The following is a 19,062-nucleotide window of genomic DNA, read 5'->3' as shown; positions in this document are numbered from 1 at the left end:
GATTTTGGCATTAGACGTCATGTGAGGCGCGAGTGACGATGGGAGGCACCCTGGAAGGGAGAGAGCCATGACCATCGTGACCGACGCCCAGCTGACCAGACCGGGCCTCGCAGATCTGATCGAGCGAATTCGCTTGTGCACCAAGGCTGAATCCGATCCACACCGCACCGCCGAGCGGGTGGCGGAGGTCCTCACCGCGCTGCGCCCGACCGCCGAACTACTCACCGCGGCGGAACGCGCAGGATCCGCCGACGGATACACCCGGCACACGCTGCACACCGAGTCCGCCTTCTCGATATCCGCGGTGGTGTGGCGGCCCGGTCAGATCACCGAGATCCACGATCATCTGGTGTGGTGTTCGTTCCTTGTTCTGCAAGGCGCCGAGACGGAGAACATCTTCGCGGTCGATGGTGATCGGCTGATCCAGATCGGGCAGAAGCAGCGGCCGACCGGCTCGGTCAGCGGGGTCGCGCCGCCCGAGGACATTCATCAGGTGCACAACACCGGGGACATGGTGGCCATCACGTTGCATGTGTACGGCGCCGACCTCAGTCAGGGGACCAGCGTGCGTCGTACGTATCCGGGGGTCTGAGTGCGCGTCTGAATCTTGGTGAGTGCAACGGTGTCTGGCGGTTGTGCGCCTCGCTAACGTTCTCTGGTTGAACGTTGTTGTGGAGGAGTGTGCGGTGACCGCTGAGTCGACTGTCGACGTCATTACCCCGTTGCATCCGCTGGACGATCCGGTGCGGTCGTCGCTGCGGGGTGAGCATCACCGGTTCGCCGGCTGGGTGGGGCGGATCGGGCGCTACGACCCGGAGGTGGCCAGATTCGTCGGCCATCCGCCGGTGCTGGACGACCAGGACTGGATCGATCTGGCCACCGTCCTCGGGCCGGGCGGCAGCACCGGACTGCGCGGCACGGGACATGTGCTGCCGGACGGCTGGACGGTGCTGCAAGAAGTCGGCTCGGTGCAGATGGACGGGACCGGGCTGCGGGTCGCCACCGATCCGGAATTCGAGGTGCTCACCGTCGCCGATGTGCCCGAGATGCTGGAATTGATCGCGCGGACCGAGCCGGGTCCGTTCGCGCTGCGGACCATCGAGATGGGGACCTATCTAGGGTTGCGGGTGGACGGCAGGTTGGTGGCGATGGCGGGCGAGCGCATGCACCCGCCGGGCTGGACGGAGATCAGCGCGGTCTGCACCGACGTCGAATTCCGCGGGCGCGGTATCGCTTCGCGGCTGATCCGGGCCGTCGGCGCGGGCATCCGGGCGCGGGGCGAGACCCCGTTTCTGCACGCCGTCGCGCACAACCTGACGGCGATCAGTCTGTACGAGACGCTCGGGTTCACGTTGCGTAAGCGCTCGCGGTTGACGATTGTGCAGGCGCCGGCGATCGGTGGCCTTTCCTGAACTTCGCTCGGGCCGAGTGGCTGCGTCGAAGCCGCCCGCGGAGGGCTCCAGAAGTAGTTGCCTTATTCCGCTGAGGCAGTTGCCAGCGGGAGGGGCGATGGGGAGAGCCAGGGCATCAACCAGGCGATCTCGCCGTCTTCGATGTCGGTCTCGCAGGTGTCGCAAAACTGTCGATCCTGGCTGATCTGGCCGCATGTCGTGTGCACGGTCTGGGCCATGGTCGCCGGCTGCTCGGGATTGACGTACTCGCACGCCCACGCCGACAGGGCCTCGAAGACGGGGCGCAGGGCGACGCCGGCCGGGGTGATGACGTAGTGCTGGCGGGTGCGGTTGCCGTCGAGGTAGGGCGCTTTCGCCAGCAATCCGGCGTCGATGAGGCGGCCGAGGCGGGCGGACAGGATGTTGTCGGCGATCCCGAGGTTGCCGCGGAACTGGTCGAAGCGGGTCTGGCCGAGGACCGCGTTGCGCATGATCAGCAGGGACCACCGGTCGCCGAGGACGTCGGCGGCGCGTCCGATCGGGCAGGGGCCGGACGACATGTCTTTGTGCGGCATCTCGCGCCTCCTCGATGATGGCTTGCTACTTGCAAGTGACAAGTAGCAATGTTAGCGTTTCGGGGGTGGCTTGCAAAGTGCAAGTCAGATCGCCTGGTCGAAATCAGCTGCAAAGGGAAGCGTGGTCATGACGCACAACTTCGACGGTTCCGTCGTTCTCGTCACCGGTGCCAACGGTGGACTCGGGCAAGAATTCGTCGCTCAGGTGCTGGCGCGCGGGGCGCGCAAGGTTTACGCCAGCGCGCGGAAACCGCTGGAGTGGAACGATTCTCGTGTCGTGTCATTGGTTCTCGACGTCACCGATCACGCCTCGGTTGCGGCCGCCGCCGAGATCGCTTCCGACGTCACGGTCGTCATCAACAATGCGGGTGCCAGCTCTCCGGGTGCGCTGTCCGCGGCTGCGATCAGCGATGTTCGTGGACTGTTCGACACCAACTTCTTCGGTGCCCTGGACGTCGCCACGACATTTGCGCCGGCGCTGCGCCGCAACGGGGGCGGAGTGCTGGTGAACGTGCTGTCCGTGCTCAGCTGGATCGGCATCGGCAACGCGTACAGCGCCTCGAAGGCCGCGCTCTGGTCGGCCACCAACTCGCTGCGCCTCGAACTCGCGCCGCACGGAACGCAGGTCGTCGGACTGCATCTCGGCTACACCGACACTCCGATGACCGCCCGCCTCGACGTACCGAAGAACGACCCGGCCGACATCGTGCGCATCGCGCTCGACGGTGTAGACGCGGGCGAACTCGAGATCCTCGCCGACGACATCAGCGCGCAGGTCAAGCTCAACCTCGCGGCATCGATCGAAACCATGTACCCCCAACTGATCTCGGGCTGAGCCGGGGGTCCGGTGTACAGGCCGTCGAGTTCAGTCAGCTGTTGGGCGCATCGTCGGTAGCCGGCCGTCCGGGTAGGGGATGGTCGAGGAAGCCGTCGGCGAAGAACATCATCGAGCCGCAGCGGTCGCATCGGTAGGCGTGTTGCTTGATGACCTGCTGACCCAGCTCGCTGGGGTGGTCGGTCAGGAAACCTGCGTGGCCGGTGATGAAGCCGAGTACGCCGATGTAGGTTCGCCGGCGTCGGCACCACGGGCAGTCGAGCTCGATGGATTCTCGGTGACGGCGAAGTTCGGCCTCGCTCCGCGCTATTCGATGCTGGACCTGTTCGATGTAGCGTCCGGCGTCGCCGAGGGACAGGCGTTGTGGTTCGCCCCATGGGCCTTCGTATGTGCCGTCGACGGCGGTCCGAAGATGAGCGAATTCTGCTTCGCTGCGAGGAACTGCGCGTGTGCCTCGGAGTCCGCCCTCGATGCGAAAGGTGATCTCGGCGCGGGAGATTCCCTGCGGTAGCCCGGCGGTCATCCGGACTCGCTTCGGGTCGTCCGCGTCGGGTTTGAAATCGATGTTCGGGACCGCCACGCCTGGCACGTTACCGGGATTGATCGAATGGGTGGGTTCTGCCTCGATGACCTCCGGCTGAACGTTTTCCGGAGAAATCCGGTATGGGGGCAGGGTTCGCTCAACTCGGCGGGTGATATTCGACGGTGGTGGGATTAGGATCTTGGCGGAGTTCGAGGTCGACGGGGAGCCCGTTGCTTAACTGAAGGGCCATGGGCATGACCGATTCCCAGCGTGCGCCTGGCGATCAGTCGCCTACGTATGGAGCCGATTCCGTTGCGCCGCAGTCGGGCTCCAACATCGACGAGCGGCGAGGCATCGCCGCAGGTTCCTCGCCTGCTGAATCTTTGCAGCCCAACGTGTTCGGATACGACCCGCCGGCCCAGGGGTTCCAGCCGCCACCACCACCGCCGACCGGAGGCGGCCGAGCGGTGTGGATCGTCGTCGGCGTGCTCGTGGTCGTGCTGGTGCTGGGTCTCGGTGTGGTGATCGGGATTTCGGTTCCTGATAGGGACGGTAGCGGCAAGCCCGCCGCGGTCGTGCCCAGCGCTGCTGCGCCCAGCACTGCCGCTGCTACGACATCTCCCTTGCCGGAAATCGCGCCGGGGATCTATTCGATGGACGCCATCGCCGATGCGTGCGACCTCGTGGATCCCGCACCGCTGACGAAGTGGTCGTCCACACCGAAGGAAGCCCCGCAGCACCACGAGACTCGGCCGGCCGACGACGGTATCGGCTTGCTGTCCTGCGCTATTCGCTACATCAGTACCTCGCCCGTGGACAACGTCACCACCAACGAAGCCGGCATCAGCGTCCAGGTCGAATTCACCAACGCCGGTGTGGCTCCTACCTATGACAAATGGCGGCAACAAGATACAGCCGCCGCCGGTGCGGGGCGGGGTTCCGGTGACGTCACCGGAATTGGCGCCCAAGGCTATTGGCGTTCCGCAGTCGGAGACTCCAGCGTCTCCAACGGAACGACCTACATCGTGGGCGTGCAGGACAGCAACGTCTCGGTGCGGGTGACGGTGGCTGTCCTGCGTGCGAAAGGCGAACCCACAGTCGGCGTGGACGAGCTGGATTCGATCACCCGGTCCCAAGTCCGCCTGGCCTTGGACGGTTTGCGCAAGAAGTAGACGCCGCGCCTCAATGTCCGAATCGTCGGCGCTGCCTTTGATCGCTTCGGCGCCATTCATCACCTCCTTTTCCGTCGGCAAACCGCCACGCTCGCGCACCCGTACCAGGAAGATTGATGACCACGCCCACCGAAAGGACGTCTCCATGACGAGCGGATCGACAACTGGCGCAAACGGATTCGCCGACCGGCTGCGATCCCGGCAACGGACCGTCGGCTACTGGGTGGTGTGCGACAACCCGGTCGCCACCGAGCGGATCGCCATGGCCGGCTACGACTACGTGTGCCTCGACGCCCAGCACGGCTTGATCGAATATCGGGGTCTGCTGGCCGGTATCACCGCGATCGACGCGGCGAACACCGGAACGGCCACGCTCGTCCGGGTCCAAGCCAACGACCGATTCTGGATCAGCCAAGCACTCGACGCCGGTGCTCGCGGCGTCATCGTGCCCATGATCGACACGGCGGCCGAGGCCGAAACAGCGGTCGCCGCTTGCCGATTCCCACCCATCGGCTACCGCAGCAATGGGGCACTGCGGGCGAGCCTGCGCATCGGCCCGTCCCTCGCCCAAGCCAACGCCGAGACCGCCTGCATCGTCATGATCGAAACCGTCAGCGGACTCCGCAACGCCACCGAGATCGCCGCGGTCCCCGGCGTCGACGCGATCTACATCGGCCCCTCGGATCTGCGCCTCGCACTGGGCGGCGCCAGCCCCACCGACCCCGCCGTCGACGCCGAGTTCGCCGACGCCCTGCGCACCGTGCAGAAAGCGGCAAAAGCAGCGGGAAAGCCGGTCGGCATCCACTGCCCGGACGGCGCCACCGCCCGCCGCCGCCTGAACGAAGGTTTCGAATTCGTCAGCGTCGCCAACGATTTGGTTCATCTGGACCAGGCCGTCCGGAGCCATCTCGCAGATCTGCGCGGCTGATCCGGTGGAACGGGGGTCGCTCTACGGACCCAATGTGACATCGAAAACGGGTAGGAAGCAGAGTCAGCCGAAAGGAGGAGGCGGCGGGGGAGGGATTGGGCCTGGGGTACTGCATACGTAGTACTCGGCAACAGTCTTCATCTGCATGACGCGGACTACGGAGGCGGGCGACCAGCATTGGAGCATGGCGAAATTCCTCTACCGGCTGGGCCGGTTCGCGTTCGAGAAGCGGCGGCTCGTGGTTGTGGTCTGGGTGGGGGTGATGGCCGCCCTCGTGGTCGGGGCGGCGAACGCGCCGACACCTCCGCCGGACACGTTCTCGATTCCGGGCACCGAATCCCAGCAGGCCTTCGATCTGCTCGGTGAACGGTTCCCTGGCACCAAATCCGATGGCGCAGAAGCACGTATCGTGTTTGTAGCCCCGGCGGGGGAGCAGGTCAATGCGCCGCCGGTCCGGGATTCGGTCGAGAAGATCCTGTCCGACGTGGCGGGCGGCACGCAGGTGAAAAGCGTGCTGGACCCGTTTCAAACCGGGGCGGTGAGCAAGGACGGCACGACCGCCTACGCGACCGTCAGCTACGGCGAGGCCACCCAGAACCTCACCGATGCCACCAAAACCACGCTCACCCAAGCGATCGACACGGGTAAGGCCTCGGGCGTCACCGTGGAGATCGGCGGGACGGCGCTGATGGCCGAGCCGGAAATGGGCGGCGCCACCGAAGCCATTGGAATCGCCATCGCCGCAGTGGTTTTGATGATCACCTTCGGCGCGTTCGCGGCCGCGGGGCTCCCGTTGCTGACCGCGTTGATCGGCATCGGCGTGGGTATCGCCGCCATCGTGGCGATCGGATTGTCCACGACGACCACTACGCTGGCCATGATGCTTGGGCTCGCGGTCGGTATCGATTACGCGCTGTTCATCGTCTCGCGGTACCGGACCGAGCGCGCCGAGGGATACAGCGCCGAGGACGCGGCGGGCCGCGCCGTCGGGACCGCGGGCTCGGCAGTGGTTTTCGCCGGACTCACCGTCGTCATCGCGCTGGCCGGGTTGGCCGTCGTCGGTATACCCGCCCTCACCACGATGGGCTTGGCCGCCGCTGGCACGGTGGCGGTCGCGGTCACGATCGCCTTGACGCTGTTGCCGGCCCTGCTCGGCTTTTTCCAGCGGGCAGTCATGCCACGGGCTTTCCGTAAGCGCGCAGCTGGTGATCCGCCGCTGCGGGATGCCGGAAATGAGCAGGCGGACAACGCGATTCATGCCGAGGAGGCGAATATGGGTACGCGCTGGGCCGAGATGATCGTGCGCCGTCCGGTGGTCGTGTTGCTGATCGGCCTGATCGGTCTGGGCGCCTTGGCTTTGCCGGTGAAGAGTCTCGAACTCGGCTTGCCGGGCGACGAATCGCAGCCGACCTCGACCACCCAGCGGCGCGCCTACGACGCGCTCGCCGAGGGGTTCGGTCCCGGCTTCAACGGCCCCCTCACCGTCGCGGTGGACGTCAAAACCGGTGTCGCCGATCCGAAGGCCGCGATGGAGCAAGTGACGAAGCACCTGAGCGCTACTCCGGGGGTGGTGTCGGTCTCGCCCGCGACGTTCAACCAGGCCGGCGACGCCGCCGTGCTCACGGTGGTACCCGCCACCGGCCCGTCGTCCACCGACACCAAAGACCTGGTCCACGCGCTGCGCGGCGAGGCGTCCGAGCTGAAGACCGCGACCGGCGCGACCATGCTGGTCACCGGCGCGACCGCGATGAACATCGACGTCTCACAGAAGCTGTCCGACGCTCTGCTGCCCTATCTCGCCATCGTGGTCGGGCTGGCGATCCTGCTGCTGATGATCGTGTTCCGCTCGATCGCGGTGCCGATCAAAGCCGCCCTGGGATTCCTGCTCTCGGTGGGCGCGGCCTTCGGGGTGATCGTCGCGGTCTTCCAATGGGGTTGGCTGGCGAACCTGATCGGGGTGCAGCAGACCGGGCCGGTGATGAGCATGATGCCGATCTTCCTGATCGGGGTCGTGTTCGGACTCGCGATGGACTACGAGGTCTTCCTCGTCACCCGGATGCGGGAGGCCTTCGCCCACGGCGAGAGCGCCCACGACGCCATCGTCACCGGATTCCGGCACAGCGCCCGCGTGGTGGCCGCGGCCGCGGCGATCATGATCGCGGTGTTCGCCGGATTCGTCGGCGGCGGCGAACCCATGATCAAGATGATGGGTCTGGGGCTCGCGTCGGCGGTGTTCTTCGACGCGTTCGTCGTCCGGATGACCCTCGTCCCGGCCGTGCTCGCCCTGCTCGGAGACAAGGCGTGGTGGCTGCCTCGGTGGTTGACCAAGGTCCTGCCGAATGTGGACGTCGAGGGGGAAAGCCTCAAACAGCTCGAACCCGCCGAACCGGACCGGCAAGCCGAATCCGCCCGTGTCTGAAACACAACTCGCCGGTCGGCCGTCCCTGCTCGGGGCGGCCTATCGGCGCGTCTGTGACCAGCAGATTAGTGTGCAGGAACAGGGAGGAGCACAGATGACCACCGCTTGGTCGCAATGGCCGCGCCGACACCAGCAGGCCTTCGATCTGATCGTCGCCGTGCTGCTGTGCGCGCTGGCCACCTACGCCAGCGGGGTCGCCGAAAGAGTCGACGGGGGCGGGTCGATGGTGTTCCGCCCGATGTCGCCCGCGGTGTTCGTCCTGTCGGCAGTGGCCTCGCTCGCCTTGCTGGGGCGGCGACGGTTTCCGCGCACGGTGCTGCTGATCACCACCGCCTGCGGTATCGCGATCGGCGCGTTGGGATTCGAACTGTCGATCATCACCGCGGGCGCGGCCTTCGTCGCGGGGTACTCCCTCGCATTGCAGTGGCCGAATTACTGCAATGGTAAAGCCGCCCAAGTGTTCTCGGGCGCGGCGTTGCTGCTGGCCTCGCTGCTCAACTCGTTCACGCCGCTGCTGACCGGCGGGCGAATCAGTCTCATCGCCGGTGTATTGGTCGCGTCCGCGTTCGCCGATGCCGGACGCAGCCGGCGCGATTACCTGGCGGCCCTGCACGCGCGTGCGGAGCTGGCCGAACGCACCCGCGAGGAAGAGGCTCGGCTGCGCGTCAGCGAGGAACGACTCCGGATCGCGCGCGAGCTGCACGATATCGTCGCCCACCACATGGCCCTCGCGCATGCCCAAGCCTCCACTGCGGCATACCTTTTGCGGATCCAGCCCGATCAAGTGCAGGACATGCTCGATCAACTCGCCGACACCACCTCCGGCGCGCTGCGCGAACTCAAAGCGAGTGTGGGACTGCTGCGCGAGAGCGACGCGGCCGCCCCACTCGAGCCGACCCCGGGCCTGGCGCAACTCGCCGATCTGTTGGCATCATTCGAACGTGCAGGCATGACCGTGTCGCTGTCGATCACCGGGGTGCCGCGTCCGCTCTCGCCGGGCGCGGACCTGACGGCCTACCGGATCATTCAAGAAGCGCTCACCAATGTCACCAAGCACGCGGACGCCGCCGCGGCCACGGTGCGGCTCGTCTACTCCCGGCTGCTGCTGACCATCAGCGTCACCGACGACGGGGGCGAACCTGCGCTACAACGACGTGGCGAACAGGCATCTGAACGTCAGGGCACGGACAGCCCGAGCTATGGCCTGATCGGAATGAGCGAGCGGGCTATCTCGGTCGGCGGCAATCTGCACGCCGGGCACCGCCCTGGCGGCGGCTTCGAAGTCACCACCGAACTACCACTCGAGCCCCCGAAATCCCTTGACCACGAGGACAAGACAGCATGACGATCCGGGTACTCCTGGCCGATGACCAAGCCCTGCTCACCGGAACCTTCCGGATCCTGATCGACTCGGCCGAAGACCTCGAGGTCGTCGGTATCGCCGGAAATGGCCGTGAGGCAATCGAATTGGCCCGAAAGCTCGATCCCGACGTGGTGGTCATGGACATTCGCATGCCTGAGGTCGACGGCCTCGCCGCCACCAAAGAGATCTGCGCCGATCCCGCCCTACAGCGGACGCGGGTGCTGATCCTCACCACCTTCGAACTCGATGAGTATGTGGCGCAGGCACTTCGGGCTGGAGCCAGTGGATTTCTCGGCAAGGACGTTCGGCCCGAAGAACTGCTGGACGCTATTCGGTCCGTTGCCTCGGGGGAGGCCCTGCTGTCCCCGGCCGCGACCCGAACCTTGATCGCCCGGTACCTTGCTCAGCCCGAGAGCCGAATCGGTACCGGCGAGAACCTCGGAGTTCTCACGGCTCGCGAACGGGAAGTGGTGGTGATGGTCGCCGCGGGGCTGTCCAATGACGAGATCGCTGGAAAGATGTATGTCAGCCCGCTCACCATTCGCACGCATGTGCAGCGAGCTATGGCGAAGCTGGATGTTCAGAATCGTGCCCAGCTGGTCGTGATCGCCTTCCAATCGGGGCTGGTGCGGATCGAAGCACCGCCGCAGGGGCGGCCTCGTCAGTCCTGATGACAGGTCTCGGCTGCGTCCCGTGCGAATTGCAGAGTTCGGTCCGTAGGGTGAGTTCTCGTGGAATCAGAGACCAAGCTAGAGGACTTACGGTCCGCGCTCTCGTGCGTCTACGAGAAGCTCGGCGCCGAGAGCCTCACCGGGCCCGACAGCATCGAGTTGTCGGCCCGCGCCGAGGTGATCCAGGATCAGATCGACGCGATCCAAGATGTGCTCATCGAGGACGAACTCGCACCCCCGCCGAACCCGCCCGCATCGCCGCCTCCGAGTGATCCGCTGTTCTGAATTGTGAGAGGCCGCCCAGATCTATTCCCGCGCTGGGGGTCGGCGGCGAAGTTCAGAAACTGCCCGCGCTCCACGGTGACAGGGTTCTCCGGCGGACGCTGTCCTCGTGTTCCTCGCATCGCCGAAGACCGATCAGGGGAACTCGGGATGCTCCCGGTAGGAACTGTGGGCAGCACGATCCCAGCCGAGGCCCAGGCGCCCCGCAAGGATCACCTTGTCGGCATCAGGGGCCGATGTGGAGGTAGGCGGCCCAGGCCGAGGGGGTGTTGGGGAATTCGTCGCGGAAGCCGACTGTCGCGGTGTGTAGTGCGAACGCTGCGTCGGTGACGTCGAGGGTGCCGTCACGGGCGATGCCGTGGTAGAAGTCGACGGCCATCCGCTGAGAGGCGAATTCGCCTATGGGCCAGAGGGTTCCAATTACCTGCCGGTATCCGGCGAGGTGGAGTGCGCCGGAGAGGTGCACGGCTTCATCGACCAGTTCGTGGCTGCTGATCGAGGTTTCGCAGGCCGACAGGTAGGCGAGTTCGGTGTCGAGTCGTTGTTTGTTGAGGTAGGCGACGGTCAACGGGTGGTGTTCGTAGTCGATCAGGACCAGGTGGCTGGTGGCCGCGTCCGCGGGGTTGGCGACACCATGGCAGGCGAAGTGCGCGGTGTGATGGCCGGCGAGGTCGTCGATGAGGGTGTCGCGGGTGGGTTCATGCAGGATTCGGGCGTCGGGAAGCAGTGCGGCGACGGCGGCGGCCTCGGCGTGCGCGCCGGGCAGGGGCATGCCGGGGGCGTCGGCGACCGCGACGACGAGACTGCTGGTGGCTCGTTGCGGTTCGGTTCTTCTGGTGCGGGCGAAAGCGAGGCTCTGGAGGGTGGGTGTGTAGGAGGACACAACGCGGTCGAGAACGGTGCGAGGGCCGGAATCGGTTGTGTCGCTGTGGTATCCGGCCGCGTGTAGTGGAAGATGCCCGAGCAGGCCCACGGGGCACCACCACACTCGGCGTTCGCGCGCGGTTGGACTCGGCTCGATGTAGCCGAGGGCATCGAGCACGTCGCCGGCGATGGCGTCCCAGATCCAGCGCAGAACGGTGTGGATTCGTTGCTGCGCTTCGATGCGAGCGGTCGGCGCGAGGTCGGGGTCGCCGGCGTCGTGGGTGGCTTGCTGTAGACGTTCGATGTTCTCCGTGGCGGTTTCGTCGGTCAGCTCGGGCAACGGGACCACGCGGGCAGGGGGATTGCGGCCGATATCAACGATGATGGCTGTCCCGTGTGGCTGCCCGAGCATGACGTAGACGACCGGCCGATCGCCGGTGTGCTCGGCCAGTCGGTGGAACGAGGGTTGCAGGAAGTCGCCGAAGTTTTCGTGGGCGCGGATGTCGGCGATGACGTCAGCTTGCTCGGCGAGCGCTCGGCGGCGTAGCTCGGCGGTGCGCCGCGCGGGCAGGGGGATCTCGACATCGGAGATGGCATCCGGGGCTTGGCTGTCCAGCTGGTCGAGAATGGCGGCGGCCCTTTGAAAGCGAAGAGAAAGCTCGGGGAAGGTCTCGTCGAGGCGGATCAGGTCGGTGCTGCGAAGCTGCAGCCGGTCGGCCACGAGGATGCCGCGGGTCTGTTCGAGCACCTCGACGGCGCGGATCACGCCGGACAGTCGTAGCGCGGCTCCGGTGAGCAACTCCACCGCGGAGCGATCCGATTGAGCCAGCCGAAACGTGCGGTCCTGCTGCGACAGTGTGCGATCGGCGAATTGGCGGATCAGCGCGAGGGCGCTATCCAGGGCGGCGCTGCTTTCGATCCCGATCGACAGCAGCGTGAGGTGGGCGCTCAGTCGGTCGACCGGCGAAGAACCTTCAGCGCTCGCCGCTCGTTGGAGGGCTGCGATTGCTTCGCCGCCGAAATGTGCAGAATCGGGGGACCGCACGGCGGCCAGTGCGGCCAGGCGCCCGAGCACATTGAGGTGGCGTGCGAGTTTGGGCGAATCGTCGGCGGTCCGTTCGACGGACTCGCGGGCGAGCAGGATCGCCTCGGCCGGCACCTCGGGGGGATCGTCGGACTCGTCCTCGACGCCCCGTACGAGATGGGCTGCCAGCGCGGCGGTTCGGCTGGCGCGCAGCGGATGTGCCGCCGGGGTGCATTCGACGACTTGCCGCAGCAGTGCGGTGATTGCGTCGTAGGTGTCGAGATCAGGGTCAGGTTTGTAGCCCGCCTGAAACACGGTCGCGACGTTGTTCAGTCTGGCGGCGTACTCGGGCGAGGACTCGTCCGTCGCGGCAAGGGTGGACCTCAGGGTGTCGGCTGCTTCCGCCAGCAGCGCGGTATCCGAGGTGCGATGAAAGAGCTCGATAAGCGCGGCGGCATGGGCGTCGAGTCGCTTGGTGTATTCGGGATGGCCGGCCGGGGTGACGGTCGCGACGTGTCTGCCCAGCGGGACCGCCTCCGCGAGCAGCTCGAAGTCGCCTTCGCGCTGGTGTGCCTGCGTCAGCGATTGGCAGAGATTGAAGGTATAGCCGGTATGTGAGTCGGAGTCGGGGTCGGCGACCGCGAGGGCGAGCCGGAATTGGTCTATTGCCTCGTGCAACGACGGCAGATCTCCCGAGATTCGGACCCGAGCCACCAGTGCGATGCCCAGTGCATTGTGCAGACTGTGCCGGGCGGGATCGTCTTGTTCCGCGGCGGCGAGGGCGGCGTGGGCCAAGTCGACTGCCTCGTCGGCCGTTTCGCCGCCGACGTTGATGGCTTTCGTAGTCAGGGTCATGCTCAGACCGGAGAGATGACCGAGATCGTCGGGGGCCGAGCGCAACCCGGATCGGTGGGCGGCGACCGCCTCGTTCAACAGGATGGGGTCGTTGGTGATGGAGTACAAGCGGCGCAGGCATGACGCCATCTCGTCCAGGTTGCGCACCTGCCGGGAGTCCCCCGGCTCGGCGGCGGCGACGGCGGCGCGGGCCAAAATGACTGCCTCGGTGACCAATTCGTCGTCCACCTGGCTGTCGGTGGCATGCGTGATGAGGTTCAGCACGTTGGACAGCTGGGTTTGATAGTCCGGGTCCATGGGTGGTGTGTGCGCGATGGCGGTGCGGCCGAGGCGGATGGCGACGGTGAGCAGCCCGTGGGTCTCGGCGGGTGTGATCAGCTCCGAGACAGTGATCATCAGGCTGGACAGCTCGCCGGCCAGCAGCGCATCGGTGCCCGGTATCGACGCGGCGAGGTCGGCGGCGGTACCGGCGGCCGCCGCGAGTCCTGCGATGTCTTCGGCGCGGGATGTGCGTTTGGCCAGAACGGCCAACGATGCGGCGGCGTCGGCTTGGAAGTGCGCCGCGTCGCCGGGGAGCCTCGGCTGAGCCGTTTGTGCCAGGGCGATGGCGTCCATCAGGTACTGATCGTCGTCGACCGAGGTCGCGATCTTGCGGAGCAGGTTGGTGCCCGAGACGAGGAGCACCCGCGCGGTGCTCGCGGAGGGGGGATTGCGGGCGGCCGCGACCGCGAGTTCGATACCGGCTCGGATCGCATCGCGGTCGTTCTCGGCGGCCCCGAGCGTGGCCATACCCGTGCCGATTCTCGACATCAAAATCTGCCGGACGCTCGGATCGATATGCGGTGTACGATCCAGCAGAGCCAGGGCTTCCTGGCCGTGGGCCAGTGATTCCCGCAGCAGCGCTTGCTCTTCCGATCGCCGGGAATAGATTTGAAGCGCGTTCATCAGCTGGATCAGCACGGAGATCCGGGCCATGGTTTCGTCGGTTCCACCGTCCGCGGGAAATGCGGGCAACGCCGCCCGCCAGGCCGCAATCGCGTCCTGGAGCCGTTCGGTTTTGCCGTCGAGGCCGAACTGGGTCAGCGCGGCCTCCGCGGAGCGGATCAGCTGTCGCGCCCGATTCTGTTCCGCGGTAGTCTTTTTCGCGGCACCCGATGCGGCGGTGGTGCGTGGTGTCCGACTCGCCGATCTCGCTCGATATTCCACCTGTCCGAGGACCTGGAGTACGGCACTGCGAAAAGGGCTTTGGGACGGCGTGATAGCGACCGCCTGCCGCAGTGTCTCGATCGCCAGCTGGTGACCACGCTCATCGTTGTCGTATTCCGCGCGCACCGAGAGCGCGCTTCCCAGAGCGCCCAGGTAGAGGAACAGTCTCGGGTGGTCCGACGGGGCGCACTCCACCGCCCGGGTCGCCGCGGCAACGGCCTCATCCATCGCCGCGCGGTCTGCGGTGTCGTGCGCGTATTCGGTAAGGCAGCTGGCGAGATTGGACCACAGCCGTGGCCTGTTCGGGTTACTCGAATCGGCAGCCAGAGCCGCGGCACGATTTTGGGCAATGGCTTCGGCGAGCAGTGCGGAATCGTCGCCTTCCGCTTCGGCGAGCTGACGCAATGCCACCCCGAGCGCTGACCGGGCGCCGGGTTCGTCCTCGCCGGGGCGCAGTGCTCGGACGGCATTGCGCCCCGCGTCGACCGCGGTGCGCAGGAGATCCAGGTCGCCGGTGGCTGCGTACCAGTGGTTGTAGGCAGTGCTCAGGAGTAGGAGCACCGAACTGAGACGCACGTCAGAGGGCAATGGCACCGCCGACGCCACGGCCTGCGCGTGTTCGACAGTCTCCCGTGCCCGATCCGCCGAGCCCCCATCCAGCGCAGTCAGACTCAGGAGGTCGCGGACCAGCGCGTAGCGGTACCGGGCCGCATCCAGGTGGCCCTCGGGTGTGCAGGCGAGGACCAGCCGCATGAATTGCACCACCTCACGCCACAGTCCGACGTGCTCGGTGCTTTCTGCGATGGCGCGAATCGAGTGCCCCATATCGTTGAGGTCTCTCGCCTGGGCCACGCCCACGTCTCGTGGATCGACAACCATGCGGAGCGCGCGCGTGAGATCTATCGCGTGTTCGGGCGAGGGATCCCGATCGAATCGCGCCAGCATGGCCGGAATCGACATATCGCGTTTGTCCATGAGTCCCCCAAGGAGATTGCTGAACAGGTGCCGCCCAACCACCCTCCGCCATAGGATATCGGCATGCTCGGTGTATTTGGACGAAACCGAAGCTCCGACAACAGTTCCCGCGCGCGCCTGGCGAACATGTGTCAGCTGTTCGCGCAATGGCCGGACACCGAGGCGACCCTGTCGGCCGCCGGGGCGCAGGACGCATTGAATCGGATTCGGGCGACCGTCAGCGCCCGATCGGTCGACGACACCGCGCTCATCTCCTTGCTGGACGTCGTCGATCGAGTCGGATTGAGTATCGGTCTGGAGGGGGTGACTACCAGGACACGGGGATATCGCCCACTCCCGCCGGGGCTTTCAGCCGAATCGGTCGCAGTTGTCTGGGTGTGTCCGCACCGCTGTTGTGAACGCGTGGTCCTTCCGGAGGAAAGTGCCGCGGTGCCGGAATGCCGGTTGGGGCCCAACGGCTGTCCGATGACCGAAGACCACTTGTGAACGGGCTGTTGACCGAGCTGGGCAAGAAATTGCCCGAACGCTGGGTGGAGTTGCTGTTGTTGCCCGGGGCGCTGTGGGTCACGGTGCTGTTGGCCGGGAGCAAACTCGGCCACACCCATGCTTGGGACGTTCGCCTCCTGCGATCCTGGGCCAACGATGTTGCGGGGCAACCACAAAGCCGTAGCGCCGTGATGGTCGGAACCGCCGTGGCGGCACTGCTGGTGACCGCCGCCGTCAGCGGATTGCTCGCCACCGCGCTCGGGGCCGGGGCCGAAAACCTGCACGCGCTACGGGGGAACCAGGGGCTACCCCGGCTGCTTCGGGCGTACCGGCAGTGGCGGTGGCGTACCGCTACCGCAAAGCTTCGACGAGCTGTCGCGACGCGAAATACGCCGAACATCAGTCGGATCGCGGCCGCTCGTGCCGGACGACGGATCCGCTCGAGTCAAGCCACACGGCGAAGATTGGGCGGGCGGGCACCTGCCTGCCCGACCTGGGTGTCCGACAACTTCGCTGCTACGCATGCCCACCTCGACCGGCGATACAGCATCGATGTGGACACCATCTGGCCCCGATTGTGGGCCGTGCTGCCGGAATCGGTTCGCATCGATCTGGCGACGGCCCGGGACGCATACTCCGCTGCCTGCAGACTGATCGGGTGGGGCGCGATGTACCTGGCCGTTGCCCTCATCTGGTGGCCGGCCGCGGTAGTCGGCGCGATCGTCATCGCCACCGGTCAGTTGCGTGTCCGGGCGACGACCGTGGTGCTGGGCGATCTCACGGTCAGCGCGGTAGACCTGCACATCGTGGATCTGGCCGAGCGAATCGGGATCCCGGCCAACCGACCGGCACCACGTGACATCGGCGTCCAGATCATGGACGCGCTGACCTGAACTCCGTAATGCCTTGCGCGCCACGGCCGGTGGCATGCCCCCTTATCGAGAGTTGAAGAGTTTCAGTGCGGTGGTGATTCTTTCGTCGAGGCCGAGGTATCCCGCCGTCGCGGTGAGCTTCCCGGCCGCGTCCAGTTCGATGCGGGGGAGGGCGGTCAGGAGGTAGGTGGTGGATTCGCCGGCGTCGGTGCCGACGGGGATGACGAGGCTCCCCAGTCCTGTGCCGGTCGGCCAGGAGGGGGTGCGGATGCGCAGCATGCCGACGCTGCGTCGGCTGTCCGGGTCCGCGTCGGTGATCCAGCCGAGGGGGTGGCCGGTGGGGAACACGCTGCCGTATTCGTCTGCCGGTAAACCGGTTTCGCCGGGGCCGTCGTTGCCGCCGTTATTGTTGTCGCCGTTGTCCCCGTTGTTGTTGTCGCCGTTGTTGTTTCCGTTATCGCCATTGTTGTCAGGATGATTCGGTTCGTCAGGTCGGTCAGGTTCGTTCGGCTGATCGGGCCGGTTCGGTTGATCGGGACGATCCGGCTCGTCCGGTCCGCTCGGGTGGTCCGGATGAGCCGGATGGAGCAGGTCGGGCCCGATGGGCTTGCCGGTCACCGGGTCCGCTCGATAGCTGCCGACAATGACGACGTGTAGTTGGAACGCAGGTTCGCCGTTCCGATCGTGGACTCGGCGTCGGCGGGTGGTGTCGAGTGGCTGGTAGACGTCACCGGTGCCGATCGCGGTGGTCTGCTGGGGGAGGTTCTGTTCGCCGAGGTCGGTGGGCCCGGTGTGTTCGGGATATTCGATGTCGTGCCAGTCGGTTCCGTGGTTGGTGGTGCGGGTGCTGCTGGTCCCGGTGCGGAGCGCATAGCCGGTTCGGTCGCTGTCCTCCAGCACGCTGTGCCCTTGGGAATCCGCGATAACGGCGGCGGTGAGCCCGCCGAGCATGCCGGTGATGGCGGCGGTCCAGCTCGCCGTCGTCAGGACCGTACGAGTGACGGGTGTGCCGAACAGCGTGAAGAAGACCGGCGGTGCACCGACCTCCGGCGCCAACGCGATGGCCAGGAGACCGCCGACGACCGCACCGCCGATCGCGCCGATCACGATCATGGTGACCCGCCAGCCGTCGATGTCGAAGAGCCCCGCGGCATGGCTCGCGTTGCGCGAAACGAGACTGCCCGCAGCCGATATCTCCCGTCCCGAACCGAACATCAACGACGCATACGTTCCGCCCGGTGCCAGCGCGGTGAGATCGTCGTCGTTCAGGATCGTCGCCACATTGGTCTCGGGATCGATCAGCAGCGCACCGTTCACCGCCGTGTCTACCGGTGCGCTCGGGCTCGCGGACCACAGTGCCTGCCAGATGTTTTCGGCGCGGCCGAGGAGCGCGGTGTCATTGCTGCGCTTGGCCTCTTCGAGGCCGAAGAGATAGGGGGATTCCAGGCCACGCAGCGTGCCGGTGGACTGAACATGGTCGAGCAGTGAGGCGAAGAACGTCAACCGGCCCGCCGCGGGCACGGCGACCATCTGCCCGAGCGCGGCGCCGACGTCGTTGTGATAGGTCGTCTTCGCCTGTTCCGGCGTGAGCTCGACGACCTCGGCCAGCAGGCAGCCCGGTCCGCCGCCGGCCGCCCTGGCGTGCAGTTCCTGCAGCCGGAGCCAGCCGATGGTCGCGGGCACGGCGGTGATCCAGCCGTCTCTGGTGGCGAGGTCCCCGAGCGCGGTGCGCAACCGGGAACGCGATGAGATCCGCTGTGGCATGGCCGTCCTCCTCGATACCCCGACCTGCATCGATGACTTTAATGCCGGGGGTTCTGATGGACGTAGGGAACAGCGGAACTGGCCTGCCCAACTCGGGGGAGCCGGTCCTACCCCGCCGGGGTCCAGCCGACAACCGTCGCGCCGGCGGCTTTTCGGCTCGCCTCGCGGCACAGCGGTCACTCGGAAACCGTGATCGGGTCGCGCGAGAACGGTTGTGGCACAGGGCTATCGATCGACCAGCTGCCGAATGATCCCGATTCGTTTTCTCCGCTACTTTGTCAAGCGTTCGAGGACGGCTTCGTAGCGTGGAATCATTGCGAGATCAGTGGGATGACGCCCGTCCCGGGTGAATCGCAGGAATATGAGTCCGTTCGGGTAGCAACTGGGGAAGGCGCGGTAAGTGCAACAGCCGTGCTGGTTGCCGGAGTGACCGATGTTCGGGCGGCCGGGCTGGGGGGTGATCACCGTAGTCGTCCCAGCCGTAGGGGGTGTCGCCGCTACGGGTCCGGCCTTGTCATTGGCCGTCCCGCATCCGGCCAACGCGAGGACAGCAGCGACGGCGACGCCGCCAGAGAGTGTCCGCATGATGATTTCCGACCGTACGGGCGGCCGGTCGAATGATGGGTGGGTTTGCGTGGTCGGTCGAGACCAGCCGCCCCGGACATAGTCACTGCTATACCGGGTCGGCGTTGGTGTCGGGCAATTGGATGTCTTTGAGCTCGACCAGGGTGACTTCGACATCCCAGTCCAGCGTGGTGGTGTCGAGGCTCTTGCGGATGTCGGCGTTGATGGTGTCGGTTTCGGCGAGGGCTTGGCCGAGGGCGGGCGAATCCTCGCGGGGAAAGCTTTTCCGGTAG

The 19,062-nt window shown here is 66.3% G+C and carries 14 protein-coding genes and 1 pseudogene; 10 read left to right on the top strand and 5 right to left on the bottom strand.

Annotation, left to right across the window (positions count from 1 at the left end; translation table 11 throughout):
* Window positions 1-67 precede the first annotated feature (67 nt).
* Together AB0M22_RS34630 and AB0M22_RS34625 are read left to right on the top strand one after the other, a co-directional pair.
* Window positions 68-592 (top strand): cysteine dioxygenase family protein, encoded by a 525-nt coding sequence (locus AB0M22_RS34630; protein WP_364735910.1) that lies wholly within the window; start codon window positions 68-70, stop codon window positions 590-592.
* Between the two features lie 94 nt (window positions 593-686).
* Complete coding sequence (locus AB0M22_RS34625; protein ID WP_364735908.1) at window positions 687-1,412, top strand: GNAT family N-acetyltransferase; 726 nt, start codon at window positions 687-689, stop codon at window positions 1,410-1,412.
* 62 nt (window positions 1,413-1,474) lie between these two features.
* Here the strand turns inward: AB0M22_RS34625 and AB0M22_RS34620 are convergent, their stop codons facing one another.
* Window positions 1,475-1,966, bottom strand: a complete 492-nt coding sequence (locus tag AB0M22_RS34620) for a helix-turn-helix domain-containing protein (RefSeq protein WP_364735906.1) — start codon at window positions 1,964-1,966, stop codon at window positions 1,475-1,477.
* Window positions 1,967-2,093: 127 nt separating this feature from the next.
* On the opposite strand from AB0M22_RS34620, the gene AB0M22_RS34615 reads away from it, so the two are divergent.
* Window positions 2,094-2,801 carry an SDR family oxidoreductase gene (locus AB0M22_RS34615; protein ID WP_364735904.1) on the top strand — a complete coding sequence of 236 codons (708 nt, stop codon included), beginning with the start codon at window positions 2,094-2,096 and terminating at the stop codon, window positions 2,799-2,801.
* A 34-nt stretch (window positions 2,802-2,835) separates the two neighbouring features.
* Here AB0M22_RS34615 and AB0M22_RS34610 read toward each other — a convergent pair whose 3' ends face one another.
* On the bottom strand, window positions 2,836-3,381 hold the full coding sequence (locus AB0M22_RS34610) for a hypothetical protein (protein WP_364735901.1): 546 nt from the start codon (window positions 3,379-3,381) through the stop codon (window positions 2,836-2,838).
* 410 nt (window positions 3,382-3,791) lie between these two features.
* Between AB0M22_RS34610 and AB0M22_RS34605 the strand changes: the two genes are divergently transcribed.
* From AB0M22_RS34605 to AB0M22_RS34580, 6 genes are all read left to right on the top strand, one after another.
* The gene (locus tag AB0M22_RS34605; RefSeq protein WP_364735899.1) at window positions 3,792-4,496 is read left to right on the top strand and encodes a hypothetical protein; all 705 of its coding nucleotides are present in this window, start codon (window positions 3,792-3,794) and stop codon (window positions 4,494-4,496) included.
* 145 nt (window positions 4,497-4,641) lie between these two features.
* Window positions 4,642-5,424, top strand: coding sequence for an aldolase/citrate lyase family protein (locus tag AB0M22_RS34600; RefSeq protein WP_364735897.1), 783 nt, complete (start codon window positions 4,642-4,644; stop codon window positions 5,422-5,424).
* Between the two features lie 145 nt (window positions 5,425-5,569).
* A complete protein-coding gene (locus AB0M22_RS34595) occupies window positions 5,570-7,843 on the top strand; it encodes an MMPL family transporter (RefSeq protein ID WP_364735894.1) in 2,274 nt (757 codons plus the stop codon).
* A gap of 94 nt (window positions 7,844-7,937) precedes the next feature.
* A complete protein-coding gene (locus AB0M22_RS34590) occupies window positions 7,938-9,188 on the top strand; it encodes a sensor histidine kinase (RefSeq protein WP_364735892.1) in 1,251 nt (416 codons plus the stop codon).
* Complete coding sequence (locus AB0M22_RS34585; protein WP_364735890.1) at window positions 9,185-9,877, top strand: response regulator transcription factor; 693 nt, start codon at window positions 9,185-9,187, stop codon at window positions 9,875-9,877. The genes AB0M22_RS34590 and AB0M22_RS34585 overlap by 4 nt, the downstream gene beginning before the upstream one ends.
* A gap of 60 nt (window positions 9,878-9,937) precedes the next feature.
* Window positions 9,938-10,162 (top strand): hypothetical protein, encoded by a 225-nt coding sequence (locus AB0M22_RS34580; RefSeq protein WP_364735888.1) that lies wholly within the window; start codon window positions 9,938-9,940, stop codon window positions 10,160-10,162.
* A 223-nt stretch (window positions 10,163-10,385) separates the two neighbouring features.
* Here AB0M22_RS34580 and AB0M22_RS34575 read toward each other — a convergent pair whose 3' ends face one another.
* Window positions 10,386-15,083 (bottom strand): CHAT domain-containing protein, encoded by a 4,698-nt coding sequence (locus AB0M22_RS34575; RefSeq protein WP_364735886.1) that lies wholly within the window; start codon window positions 15,081-15,083, stop codon window positions 10,386-10,388.
* Between the two features lie 482 nt (window positions 15,084-15,565).
* Between AB0M22_RS34575 and AB0M22_RS34570 the strand changes: the two genes are divergently transcribed.
* On the top strand, window positions 15,566-16,462 hold the full coding sequence (locus tag AB0M22_RS34570) for a hypothetical protein (protein WP_364735884.1): 897 nt from the start codon (window positions 15,566-15,568) through the stop codon (window positions 16,460-16,462).
* Window positions 16,463-16,504: 42 nt separating this feature from the next.
* Here the strand turns inward: AB0M22_RS34570 and AB0M22_RS34565 are convergent, their stop codons facing one another.
* Both AB0M22_RS34565 and AB0M22_RS34560 read right to left on the bottom strand, forming a co-directional pair.
* Entirely contained in the window at window positions 16,505-18,205 is a 1,701-nt protein-coding gene (locus tag AB0M22_RS34565) for a hypothetical protein (protein ID WP_364735882.1), read from the bottom strand.
* Between the two features lie 691 nt (window positions 18,206-18,896).
* A pseudogene (locus AB0M22_RS34560) lies at window positions 18,897-19,028 on the bottom strand (slipin family protein); the annotation flags it as partial.
* Window positions 19,029-19,062 lie beyond the last annotated feature (34 nt).

The sequence above is a fragment of the Nocardia sp. NPDC051756 genome, from assembly GCF_040681495.1.
Taxonomy (GTDB): domain Bacteria; phylum Actinomycetota; class Actinomycetes; order Mycobacteriales; family Mycobacteriaceae; genus Nocardia.
This window is presented reverse-complemented; position numbering and strand designations above follow the sequence as displayed.